12 protein-coding genes and 1 pseudogene are annotated in these 11,988 nt (G+C 28.6%); 1 reads left to right on the top strand and 12 read right to left on the bottom strand.

What is annotated here, in order from left to right; all coding sequences use genetic code 11:
• Positions 1–2: 2 nt before the first annotated feature.
• The 11 genes and pseudogenes from ACPC57_RS02460 to ACPC57_RS02410 form a co-directional block, all read right to left on the bottom strand.
• The gene (locus ACPC57_RS02460) at positions 3–746 is read right to left on the bottom strand and encodes a hypothetical protein (RefSeq protein WP_071519541.1); all 744 of its coding nucleotides are present in this window, start codon (positions 744–746) and stop codon (positions 3–5) included.
• Positions 747–1,565 (bottom strand): nitroreductase family protein, encoded by an 819-nt coding sequence (locus tag ACPC57_RS02455; RefSeq protein WP_071519542.1) that lies wholly within the window; start codon positions 1,563–1,565, stop codon positions 747–749.
• Positions 1,562–2,398: a thiopeptide-type bacteriocin biosynthesis protein gene (locus tag ACPC57_RS02450; RefSeq protein ID WP_071519543.1), complete on the bottom strand. Its 837-nt coding sequence runs from the start codon at positions 2,396–2,398 to the stop codon at positions 1,562–1,564. Before ACPC57_RS02450 ends, ACPC57_RS02455 begins: the two co-directional genes overlap by 4 nt.
• A gap of 10 nt (positions 2,399–2,408) precedes the next feature.
• Entirely contained in the window at positions 2,409–4,085 is a 1,677-nt protein-coding gene (locus ACPC57_RS02445; protein ID WP_071519544.1) for a YcaO-like family protein, read from the bottom strand.
• 15 nt (positions 4,086–4,100) lie between these two features.
• A complete protein-coding gene (locus ACPC57_RS02440) occupies positions 4,101–4,775 on the bottom strand; it encodes a hypothetical protein (protein WP_141768402.1) in 675 nt (224 codons plus the stop codon).
• Positions 4,723–5,658, bottom strand: coding sequence for a hypothetical protein (locus ACPC57_RS02435; protein WP_071519546.1), 936 nt, complete (start codon positions 5,656–5,658; stop codon positions 4,723–4,725). The genes ACPC57_RS02440 and ACPC57_RS02435 overlap by 53 nt, the downstream gene beginning before the upstream one ends.
• Positions 5,659–5,728: 70 nt before the next feature.
• The gene (locus ACPC57_RS02430) at positions 5,729–5,899 is read right to left on the bottom strand and encodes a thiopeptide-type bacteriocin (protein ID WP_103344441.1); all 171 of its coding nucleotides are present in this window, start codon (positions 5,897–5,899) and stop codon (positions 5,729–5,731) included.
• 409 nt (positions 5,900–6,308) lie between these two features.
• Positions 6,309–7,182, bottom strand: a pseudogene (locus ACPC57_RS02425) (transposase).
• 108 nt (positions 7,183–7,290) lie between these two features.
• Positions 7,291–8,619, bottom strand: coding sequence for a GHKL domain-containing protein (locus tag ACPC57_RS02420; protein WP_081351559.1), 1,329 nt, complete (start codon positions 8,617–8,619; stop codon positions 7,291–7,293).
• 12 nt (positions 8,620–8,631) lie between these two features.
• Positions 8,632–9,366: a response regulator transcription factor gene (locus tag ACPC57_RS02415; RefSeq protein WP_103344443.1), complete on the bottom strand. Its 735-nt coding sequence runs from the start codon at positions 9,364–9,366 to the stop codon at positions 8,632–8,634.
• 575 nt (positions 9,367–9,941) lie between these two features.
• Positions 9,942–10,805, bottom strand: a complete 864-nt coding sequence (locus ACPC57_RS02410; protein ID WP_071519549.1) for an ImmA/IrrE family metallo-endopeptidase — start codon at positions 10,803–10,805, stop codon at positions 9,942–9,944.
• Between the two features lie 203 nt (positions 10,806–11,008).
• On the opposite strand from ACPC57_RS02410, the gene ACPC57_RS02405 reads away from it, so the two are divergent.
• The gene (locus ACPC57_RS02405) at positions 11,009–11,377 is read left to right on the top strand and encodes a hypothetical protein (RefSeq protein WP_434066240.1); all 369 of its coding nucleotides are present in this window, start codon (positions 11,009–11,011) and stop codon (positions 11,375–11,377) included.
• Between the two features lie 180 nt (positions 11,378–11,557).
• On the opposite strand, the gene ACPC57_RS02400 is transcribed toward ACPC57_RS02405, so the two are convergent.
• Positions 11,558–11,988 (bottom strand): IS3 family transposase (locus tag ACPC57_RS02400; protein WP_434066239.1); only part of this gene is annotated, 431 nt, incomplete at its 5' end.

The following is an 11,988-nucleotide window of genomic DNA, read 5'->3' as shown; positions in this document are numbered from 1 at the left end:
TACTAAACTAATGGTAATTCCTCACTTAAGGATACGTTACCATTTTTATTTAAAATTAATTTTCTATTATGTAAAGGAGATACAGGTAATAAATAATTACTCATTCTTTCAATAAGCATTCCCGTAATCAACTCTTCTCTGAAATTATCAATATTTAATAATTCACTCTCTTTAAAGACAGTTTCAATATCAGTATTAAATAAAATCTCCTTTAAGTTATGCGTCAGAAGGTGAGAATTCTTAATAAACGGTCCTGCAGAATTAATTTCACCTGACTGTACGAAATATAAATAGTCATATGTACGCAGATAGTTTACAATTTCTATTAAATCATCCCCATTAATAGAATCTAGAACAACTATTGCCTCTTTATTACCTTGTTCATTTTTTATTACACTTTGTTTGTGTATATTTTTTCCCGAAATTGATACTCTATCTAACTGAGTATCTTTTAACCACTGAAATAGATGAATATTAAAATCTACCTCATCTCTGTTAGATTGTGAAATTTCAAGAATATTTTTCTTTAATCGATTTAAAAACTTATATTCACTATCTGATACAATTAATTTCTGATGAAATAAAATTTCTAGTTTATTAAATAAAATTTCCTTACTTTCTTCATTAAAGTCATCAGCAATGACACACTTAAACAAAATTTTATCTAATAATTGATTTTTGATAACTAAAATATTATCACTAGAGATTAATACTTCAAAAAAAGGGTTAATTCTTTCTTTAATCATTTAAAATGCCACTCCATAAATAACAACATCATCTCTACTGTCTGATAAACCAATTGCTTCCTTAGTCATATCTGATAGTACTCCCCCATTAGGCAGGGATTTTTTTCCCATCGCGGTAGAAACCAATTGAAGATTTTGACCTATATGACCAGCTTCAATCATCGCTAATTGCCTAGAGTAATATTTATATTTCTTGAAACTATGCTTTAAATTCATATCTAAAACTACAGCAAAAGAAAGCTTCTTAGTTTCTTCACTAATTTCCTTATTAAAATGAGATATAGCAAAAATCTCCTCAAATTTAAAATTTACTTTATCAATTTCGCTAATCACTCCTAAATCTGCATGTATTTTATAAGCATGATTCTTTTTAAAATACCCCATATCCTTATTAACAATAATAAATAACTTTATTGGATATTGAGCCCCTCCTGAAGGGTAACTTCTTAGTGGGATATATTCATCTTTATATACTTTACTTCTACGTCCATCACTAATTGCTTTATTGAGGAGAAATAGAAGTTCCTCTTCTGCCCACTCACTATTAAGATGCTCTACGGGTGTTGATCTCCTAGCTTTAAGAGAGAATGTTAAACTATCTTTAATTTTAATTCTTGAATCATCAACATCCCAAAAACTTTTTGTTGGATTTATCAAATCTTCCTGTGGTAATGACTTTTCAAACTCCAAATTTAAATTACCGGTAGGAGCAAAATTCATTAACCACCCACTAAAATTTTGTGCATCTTTAAGGTTTTGTTTCACTATATATTTATAATCATGTTTTTTATTTATATAATATCTTTTATTCAAAATCATAATTTACTTTTTCCTTTTAAGAAACTATAACATGCTAATTCCGTTGAAATATTGACACCTAGACGATTTGCAAACATATGAAGATGAGAAAATAATACACTGTCCGCATAGTCTTGATTAACATGAAAAATAATGGTGTAAAGTTTATCTAATTTCGTAATGTATTCTTCCAATAATGGTCGTAGATGTAAATTACTTGCTAAGGTATGAATCTTAAACATTTCTCGTTCATCAAGACTCTGTTTCACTCCAAGATTACGCCAAAATTGTTCTCCTAATGAATAAAATTTTCCAATAAATTCCTCACTTGATAGATTAGAATTTGTAATTTCTGTTATACAATAATAAAATACAATAATCTTTTTAAGAGATGACGGCTTTAAATTCAATAATTTATTTGTTAATTTTGATGAAATACAAAACAACTTCTCACTGTATTCAATCAAGTTTGCTCCACCATATCTATCTAGTTCAGGATTATATGGTATTTGTTCTATTGACATATTCGCATACCAAGGCATTTGTTTGACATCAATTTTTTCTCCGTCAGTGAATGACTCTAAATAGTACTTTTCCTTATCTAACTTAATATTTCTTATATATGGAAATTGTTTAATAGTATGCCTCATCGCTCTATTAAGAATAATTTCTATCCTCTGTGATACACTTTCTTGAACACGAACCCTCAGATGTGGACCTCCTTCCCAATATCGAATGAAAAATAATTTTTCTTTTTCTTCATCATTTAAATGACTATAAATATACATAATAACTGTATCAAATACTGAATAGTCCCATAAAAACATATGATAGGATTTCCATTTTTTATTCATTACTTCTCTCCTAAGGAAATGGATGTGGTCGTCGATTAACCTGGTATATACTACCTAAATTTAATAGTTTACGTGATTTGTTAATGTTAGGGAGACTAATTCTAAGATTTCCCGATCCAAAAGTCATTGGTAAAAATTCTGGGATGATAGCTTTAACTACAAATAATTTATTATCTGCCATTTTCTTGGAAGTTAAATTAGCAAAAATAATTCTCTTATAATCTTTTAATGTAACACTTAATAGATGATTCAAAATTTCTTCTTGACTATGACATTTTGACAATAAACTGTTTCCTCTATCAGTAAATTTTTCAAACTTCTTAACAAAATCAAATTCAAATGTATTTGACGGATTCGCATAATAATCAATATGATCATCTATCGTAGTAATATTTTCTGGAATCTCTGGTACTTCTTCATGATAGTTCTCTTGAACTAAATAACCTACAGATACCTCCATTAACGCTGCTCTAACTGCTTCATCAACACTAAATCCTGCACCCGCTGAAGTATAAGTTGAAATAGAAGCACCCTCCTTGTTATTGGTAATCAATCCCCAGACAACATATACATCTTCAAACACAGATATTTCAAATAAATTAATTCTCGCCCCCTTCACCTCTACTCTTTTAATTACACTCTTTTCTTTATCAGAGAGATAATTTTTATAATTCTCTATTCTTCTCCCTGGTACATTTCCATACCAAGTCATTAAAAAACTGTGTCTTTCAATTAACTCTAATAATGCACAAATCATAGCTTCCGTATAAGTTGAACCTAGTGCAACCCCATTAGAACTGTCATTCATTTGTCTAATATATCCTTCACGACTTGGATTGTTGCCGTAATATACCAAATCCTCAGGAACATAAATTTCACTACCATTTCGAATATCCTGTGCTAATGTCCAATATAATTTTGAATCATTAGTTAATTGCGATCCCTCTTCTAATGCAATTTCATCTAATGGTAAAGTGGCAAATTTATTAGATATTTCATTGTAGCTCAAAAATTTTGTGTTTTTATCAAAACTGTAACTATAAAACTCCGATGCAAATCTTTCTACTGCTTCCAAACTAGCAATATGCTTTGCTGTTAAGAAATTAAATGACCTTCCATAACCATAATTAAATTGATTATAACTTGGTGTTTTATATTCATACGCTACACCTGTAAAAGGTGCTGCTGCTGGGTCTAAGTGATATCTTCCAAAAGTATGGTATGATAAAAAGTTTTGCGCCATTTTTCCGATATCTGACAATTTGTTTACCCTAAAACTATCACTAGAACTACTAATAGTATTAACTTCCTTACTAATTTTATCTAGTAAGTCATTTGTATCTTTGGGACTCAAAAATTCTTTCTTAATAAAATTAAATCCATCTATTTTTTCACCCTCATAAGAAAATAGGCTAACATCATTGTCAAGTTGGGACTCATTAATATACGTATTAACATTAATTGAAGTGTTTAAATAGTCATATTCACCATCATAATAAAATTTAAACCAATGATTTACCTTCAATTTTTTCAACACTTGAATAAAAAAATGAATATCGGAAAATAAATCTTCATTTTGTTTAATCACGATTAAACCGTTAGGAACAGAAAGAGCTATATTTTCTTTCTTTACCAATTCTGAAATTTCTTGCCAATTTAATATTTTATTATAATTTTTATATCTCATTATTCATTTCCTTTATTATCTAATTATTAAGCAACTATATTGATTAAACAATACAACTTCCTCAAGCTTGATTTCTTTTGAAGTGATACCTTCAATTTCTAAGTCGTGATGACCTTTGATTTGTTTAAATTGTTTAATATACTCTTCTTTTTTCTCCAGTTCATCAAATATTTTTATACGATTTTTGTATTTAAAAGCAATACAATTGTCAGTATTATCTTTATTTAAAAACTGTTTGTAGTTATGATAATCTTCTTCATCTACAATGATATCTGATACTTCATATGGCAATATATATCTTAAAAAATACTTGATGTATATGTTCTGTAAGTTTTTATCCATTAATACAATATTTTTATAATTAATATTAAACAAAGGATATTGATCAGTTATTATATTTGTAACATTGTTAAGACTCAATAATGAGCCAAAATTAAGTTCCAATTTTTCGATTAATGATTTTTTTTCGAAAAATGAATAAGACTTATGAAATTTGTTTGTCCAACTAAATTTTCTGACATTAATATATTTCTTATTACTATTCCTAATTTCTACTATTTTATTATTTGGTAAGCTTTCAATATTGTTTATTTTATTTACAGTAATAAGTTTAGCTCTATCTAATATCATTAATTTATTATCTTTTTTCTTCATTAACATATTGTTCGTTTTCCCATCTAATACTTTCATTAATTTGTGTTTCCCAACTTATTCCAAAATATTTCTCAATTTGCTCTACTGATAAAAATATTATGCGGTTTCGTCTATTCATACTAATACCTAGTAACGGTAGAATTTTAAAGAAAATCCCCATTACTATCCTATAATAATAAAAAGAATCCTTTGTATATCTATGAAGCAACAGTTTGTTACTAAAAACAGTTTTATGAAATTGTGAATATTCAAGTTTTACTGAACTATTATTAAAAAATGTATAAGGGTTTGGTAAAACTCTAAAATTTAACTCTTTTTTATTATCAGATAATCTCTTAATTTCTTCTTTCAAAATATCATAGAGATTTTTGATAACTATAACTTCACCATCTACAAAAGCTTTGTCTATATTATCTATGTAAGTGATTTTATTCTGTATTTTCAAAAATGTTTCATTATTTGTGATAGATTTTAGTTGAGACATATAATAGAGATAATTAGAATAAAAAGAAAGATATCCATGTGTTATTCCATCTTTATGTACAGAGGCAACAGTAGTCAAAATTTGACAAATAAGATGATCTTGTTCATCAGTCGGAAGATCCCAGTATTTTGACTCTTGAATAAATTGTGCAATTATCCCGAAAATTTTTGAATAAAAATTTAATAATAATTTCTCATTTTTGCACCAAGGAAAATCATTATTATAGTCGTAATTTTCAGAAGAAATATCAATAATATCAACATCTGAAAACATATTAGTTAAATTTACTGGATTTTCACTTATAAATGATAAAAAATTTTTTGATGCATTTTTTTCCAGCAAATAGACATCACTATTAATAGCATTATTAAAATAAGTTTTTTGAAAACTATTAATATCCTTACTAGAATTAAAAATTACTTTATATTTCTTCATCGTTTTCCTTTCGACTCATTCAACAATCAAAATAAAGGGTAAGATAACTCCTCCCTCTACTTTGATTATGTTATGCACAACATGAAGATGAGCCACATGTACTTGTTACTTTACATGAACTACTGCCGCTACTTGCAGCTGCTGATGACACCAAATCCGATTCGTCCAAATCCAAAATTGATAGATCTAGTTGTGAAATTTCTTCTAATGCTGCTGCTTGCTCTTTATCTAAATGTTTCATATTATTTCCTTTCAATCACTATATATTATTCTTATTTTTCCTGTAATAAATCTCTAACTATACATTTTAATCATCTCCTTGAATCTACTTATCAGCTCCAACTGACAAATAAATTATAAAATATCTACCCTGTAATATTTATTTTTATCACAACTTGTTCAAGTACTATCATTATTCCGTAGAAATATTGTTATTAAGTCGGATTATGATAGAAAATTTACTGATTTTGACAAATTATCCAATATTAGATAAAGATTGTTATTATATTTCTATCAAATAAAAAGAGGTGTATCTCATGAATTGGTGGAAAATCTTTGGAAGTCACTAAAAAAAGCCTACAGAAACTATTTCTGTAGGCTTCAGACCGTAGACAAACTTCTTTTTGGAAGTTCGTCTTTTTTGGTGTCTCTTATCTTTGAGATGAAAAATGGGTAAGAAAGCTGAAGCTGTCCAAAATAAAAAGGCTTCCTGCCATCATTTTTACCAGTTTTTTGAGATTTAAACACGCTAAAATCAGCCCAACCTTGTCTTCCATTTTGGACTTGCCAATCTCTCTCGTATATCTGAGATTGTGATAGTCTTTAGCTGTTCCAAAGAGGCGTTCAATGGTTTCTTTTCGATGTTGGTAGCGTTCCCTCATCCCTCTTTGATAGCGAATGTCCTCACAAATCTCATAACCTCTTTCCAAAGATGTCTCGTGACGACTTTTTGATGCTTCTGACTCTCTGTGCAACTCCCTAATAAAGGACAAGTGGCACAAATCTTGGCCTTACTCTTATACTCCCGATAGCCCTCACGAGTCGTTGTACAATACTCTAACGTCTGATTTTCGGGGCAAAGGTAACAATCATAATACTCATCGTAAACAAAATCCTTAGGCTGTAACTTCCCTTTCTTTCCTTTCGGTCTGGTATAAGGAAAAACAGGGGTAATGTTTTTATCCAGCAAGAATTTAGCGATAGAAGGCGTTTTATAACCTGGTCGTCCAAAGTCAACCCCAGAAACCAACGGTAAGCATTATTGACTTCAATTTCCTTAATGGTCTGACGCATGGAGCGAATGCCATAGAAACATTGGATAAGAGGGATTTTGATGAGCATCACAGGGTCTAAACTCGGACGCCCATTATCACAAGAGTAAGTATCCTCAACTAAATCATAGATGAAGTTAAAATTAATCACAGCCTCAATCTTACGCAAAAAGTGATCCTCAGGAACAAGCTGGTCAAGCGTATAGAACCCGTACTGATGGCGGTTATAATCTGGCTTTTCTTTGTGAAACATGGCCTTACCTCACAAACTGTTTTCTTTTAGTATACTCCTTAAAAGAAAGAAAAGCCCTTAGAAACTCAATTTCTAAGGACTTTGTCTTCAATCTGAAGCCTACAGAAACTATTTTTGCAGGCTTTTTTGTATTTCTATTGTCTGTGTAAACATATATGAAGAACTTTTAGTTCTAATAGATACACTAGGATACTTATCTAAAATTTGTGTAACTTTATATAGCCCTATACCTCGATTCTCACCTTTTGTTGAAATACCGTTTTTAAAAATATTATTCGTATCCACACTTTCTTCACTTGTTTTATTTTCAACAATAAAATAAAAGTTATCATTATGAGTAAAGATAGCAATGTTAATTTGAGGATCTCTTGATAATAACGTTGCCTCTATTGCATTATCTAAAAGAATTGAAATAATTGTAATGAAGTCTAGCAATTCAACTGTATACAATTCCTGCTCATTATCTACTTCAATAGCAATTTCAACTCCTTTATTATAAGCTTCAAGTAATTTTGCTGATAAAACACTTTTCAGAGCTGTATTTTCTATCTTGGAAAGATTTGCAATATCATATTTTCTATCTGAAAAATCTTTTCCAGTTTTTGATAAAACTGTTTCATAGACATTCTGAATTGAAGAAATATCTTTTAATTCAATACCAGATTTTATGCTTGTAAGTATATTTATGTAATCATGCCTAAAAAGTCTTATCTCCTCATATAAAGATTCTATATGCTTACTATATTTTTCTAAATCTTGAAGTTGATTATCTTTTTGTTCTTTCAATTCTCTATCTATCTCATCAGCGAACTTGGAATGCAAAAAGATTAACATAATTAAAAAGTAAATTACATATATGCCTACTAGATTTTCTCTTAATTTAAGTGCATCTGGTATCACATCTGCAAAGATAGAAAAAACTTGTAGTAATACGAAATAAATTGACATTGAAATATCAAACATTAATAAATAATATTTTAATTGATTTTTAGAAAATCCAATTTGTAAATTCTTAAAATCAATTTGAATAGTTTTAGTCAAAAAATAAAATGTTGGGAATATTAATAGTTCAATTAATAAAGATAGTATTGGAAATTTATTAATAATATTTATTGATATACCAAGCATAGGTAGTAAATCAAAAGTAATAACCCTATTAAATAAACTTTCAACAACCACCGGATATAAACCATAAAACACGGCTAATATTCTATTTCCAAATTTATTTTTATATAATGAGTGAAATAACCAAAATAATAATGAAGAAAAATATCCTATTGGTGGAACAATATAAAATAATGCTCTAAAAATGATTGGTAATAGAAAGTAAAGATAAAGACGTACTTTATATCCTGTAATTTGTTGATATAACATTAAAACAACAATAATATGAACAGTAAACGTTATTTCTTTAAATAGAAAATTATAGATATACAAAATTAAGACCTTTTAAAAATCTAACCTTTCCTTGAGTTTCTTTAATTTTGTCTTAGAAACTAAACAAGTTTCTCCATTCTCAAAGAAAATAAGCTTATTTTCTTTATCAATTTTATTAATATTTTCAGGGTTTACAACAAATGATTTATGACATCTGTATAATCTACTATCTGATTTTTCAATCTCAGAAATTCCAGCATAAAATTCTAATCTTTCATCTACAGTGTGCATAATGACTTTATGTACAGTAGGTGATGTCTCAAAATAAAGGATTTTATCAAACGGAATTTGAACGCGAGATAGTGATGTTTCAAATTTAAAAGAATCACGGGAAATAGCACTACCATTTTTTTCTAATGTATATTCAATAGCTGACTTTACTCTCTCATAAAAATAAACATCACCAAGTGCTTTATCTATAAAATCCAAAGCACTAACTTTATATCTAAATGTTAATGGCATAAACTCAGAATGAGTAGTCACAAATACAATAGTTGCGTTGGGATCCAGTTTTCTAATCTGATGCGCAACCTCTAATCCCTTTTTTTCTTCATCTTTTATCTCGATATCTAAAAAAAATAACTGGTGGGATCCTCTCTCAGTTATCTCTGACAATAATTGAGAAGGCCTTCCAAAAATTTCAAACTTATTAATCTTTAAATTTTCATTTTTTATTATCTTATAAATTATAGTCTCTATACGAGACTGTTGTAGTAATTCGTCTTCCAAAACAAAAATGTTAAGCATCCCTATTCCCTCCAATGATATAAATATGATTTACATTATGATAATATACTGACCGATTGTGATAAAAAGTTATTTTTTTTTTAAAAAGTTTTATCATAATTATAAAATAACAGAACGAGAGGTAAAAAATATTTTTCTGTCTAAAAATCATTAAATTAATAATTAAACTAAATAAATTATGTAAAAAATATTCACTAAAATATAAAATATTACCTAACAAAAAAGCTATTAAAGTGTTTAAAGATACAAATAATAGTTTATATTTTATCATAATTTTATCTCAAAATATTGTTAATACTAAAATAAACAGTATAAAGAACTATAACACCTCTGACTATAAATCAATTATTCTTCTTACCAAGAAAATACAATATGAAAAACTCTTTGCAAACCACTTAGAATTATATGGGGTGATTGATTTAACAAAAGATTCCCATATATTACTCGAAGAAATTAACGAGTACCTAATTGAATGGTTAGAGTTTACAACTAAAAATTATAAGTAATATTAAACTTAAAAATGCTTTGACTCCATTAATTAAGATATGATCTTATAAATGGAGTCTTTTATATATCTAATAGTTCAGCAATAAAATATACTTAGCCTTCCATATAGCCTCTTCTCTACTAAATTCTTGAGTATTCCAAGCAAATCCTAAGCTATTTCCTCTGTTGTACTCTATCCAAGTATCAATATGATTTGCTTCACTTTTAAGCTGTTTGCAATAATCCCAGTTAAGTAATTCTTCATACTCGTTACTCGTAACAAATCCTGTAGATGCTACTTTTTTCAATATCATCTGCTTGATATCAACTTTCACTGACTTATATTCAGCAATAATATTATCTTTGATTATGTTAAACAGATACAGAATATTTTTAAAATCACCTTCTTGATACCGTGCTACTGCATCGACAATTGAATCATAATCCACATTGATATGATATCTAAATAAATCAATTAATCTATATTTTAACGCATCGGCTGATACAGCAACATCTTCAATAACCTTTTTAAAGGAATCATGTCGATAAAAGATTTTTGATAGCAATACGATAGATGGCATCAAGATTATAGCTGAAAAAATATTTGCTTCTTTTTCAGGTTGGGAATCATTTTTATCCTTCAGCTCTGTAAAAAATCTTCCCGAGTGATCTAATAAAAAGTGCCCAAGCTCGTGACACTTAGTGAAGTTTTGTTTGACCTTAGGATTATCTCTTTCATAAGAAAACGAAATGCCCTGCTCATCTATCAAAGTCAATCCTTCGATTTGCTGATTAGAAAAATGATGCTCCATTAGTTTGATATCATACTTATCTAAGCATGCTTCAAAGAAATCATCAAAATGATAATTTAATGATGACATCTTATTTTCCTTCATGAAGCGATATACTTGTACACTTGCAACTTGGTTGATTTTAGGATAGATGTTATCCATCTTTTAACCTCCTTACAACCTTAAGTAGTTTATAAACTAATAAAAGTATATAAGAATTTCTTAATCTTGTCACTTGAAAAAATTTCAACCATAAATTTCCGTTGAAATAGACAATTACTGAATTGTTCATTATACTAAACAATCCAATTCAGAAATAATTTTATAAAATTATAGTATGATAACTAGCAAAGGAGGTATACTACATGAAAAAAGTAATTAGTTTAATTAGTTTAATGATTTTAGGAACTTTACTTATCTTTCTTGAATCCTGTTCTAAACAGAATAACTTAGATGGTAAATACTATAATGTTTATGATGGAAATTCTAAGTTAAGTCTAGAAATTGACGGTAATAGTGGTAAATTCTACAAAGAAGGTACTCATGCTATCACTGATGTGGATTCAAAAAACCAAACATTCACTTCCTCATCTAATGACAAAGAATATGTTGTAACTTATACCCTCAGTGAAGATGGTACTTTGAAATATGATACTGGTAACTTTATGACTGGTAGCAATAAATTTGTGGTATACAAGGAAGATAGTGAAGGTTATAGAAAAGCAATTAAATAGAAAAAAATGGCTAAGACTGAGTCATCTTGGCCATTTGTATATCAACTATTAACTTTTAAAAGGACATAAAACACCCATAGGGCAAACTGATATGCCCCCTGTCAAGTAGACAGGTTAAATATCTAAAAAAGTGTCTGTTTTTGATGGTCAGTCTTACAAAATAAATGTACGGCTGTTTTTTTATGCAGACCACTTAGACTTGTACTTTTCAATTTTGTTATTCTTAGCGATTGGGTATGACAAAGGATGTTCTGATGATAAGGCAACGTTTCTTACTTCTAGAGGCGTTTTACAGTCATACCTACTTTGTGGACGCTCTTGACAGTAAAATCGGATATAGTCTTTGATGGCATATCGGAGGGAGGCCTCATCTGAAATCTCATACATCTGATACATTTCCGATTTTATAATTCCCCAAAAACCTTCTATTGGTCCGTTATCAATACAATGGCCTACTCTTGACATGGATTGAATCATATCAGTATCTTTCAGCCTTTTTTGAAAGTTCTTATTGGTGGGCACCTCTAAAAACTTCTCAAAAAACCTATAAAATGAGATAATAGAAATACAAGTATAAAACTCGATAAACGAGGTTAAACACGATGCATTTA

Source organism: Streptococcus sp. VTCC 12886, assembly GCF_049893425.1.
GTDB lineage: Bacteria > Bacillota > Bacilli > Lactobacillales > Streptococcaceae > Streptococcus > Streptococcus suis_AA.
This window is presented reverse-complemented; position numbering and strand designations above follow the sequence as displayed.

Excerpts from the sequence above, each read along its gene's own strand:
- ACPC57_RS02460 (WP_071519541.1), bottom strand. The coding sequence starts at position 746 with ATGATTAAAGAAAGAATTAACCCTTTTTTTGAAGTATTAATCTCTAGT.
- ACPC57_RS02455 (WP_071519542.1), bottom strand. The coding sequence starts at position 1,565 with ATGATTTTGAATAAAAGATATTATATAAATAAAAAACATGATTATAAA.
- ACPC57_RS02450 (WP_071519543.1), bottom strand. The coding sequence starts at position 2,398 with ATGAATAAAAAATGGAAATCCTATCATATGTTTTTATGGGACTATTCA.
- ACPC57_RS02445 (WP_071519544.1), bottom strand. The coding sequence starts at position 4,085 with ATGAGATATAAAAATTATAATAAAATATTAAATTGGCAAGAAATTTCA.
- ACPC57_RS02440 (WP_141768402.1), bottom strand. The coding sequence starts at position 4,775 with ATGAAAGTATTAGATGGGAAAACGAACAATATGTTAATGAAGAAAAAA.
- ACPC57_RS02435 (WP_071519546.1), bottom strand. The coding sequence starts at position 5,658 with ATGAAGAAATATAAAGTAATTTTTAATTCTAGTAAGGATATTAATAGT.
- ACPC57_RS02430 (WP_103344441.1), bottom strand. The coding sequence starts at position 5,899 with ATGAAACATTTAGATAAAGAGCAAGCAGCAGCATTAGAAGAAATTTCA.
- ACPC57_RS02415 (WP_103344443.1), bottom strand. The coding sequence starts at position 9,366 with ATGCTTAACATTTTTGTTTTGGAAGACGAATTACTACAACAGTCTCGT.
- ACPC57_RS02410 (WP_071519549.1), bottom strand. The coding sequence starts at position 10,805 with ATGGATAACATCTATCCTAAAATCAACCAAGTTGCAAGTGTACAAGTA.
- ACPC57_RS02405 (WP_434066240.1), top strand. The coding sequence starts at position 11,009 with ATGAAAAAAGTAATTAGTTTAATTAGTTTAATGATTTTAGGAACTTTA.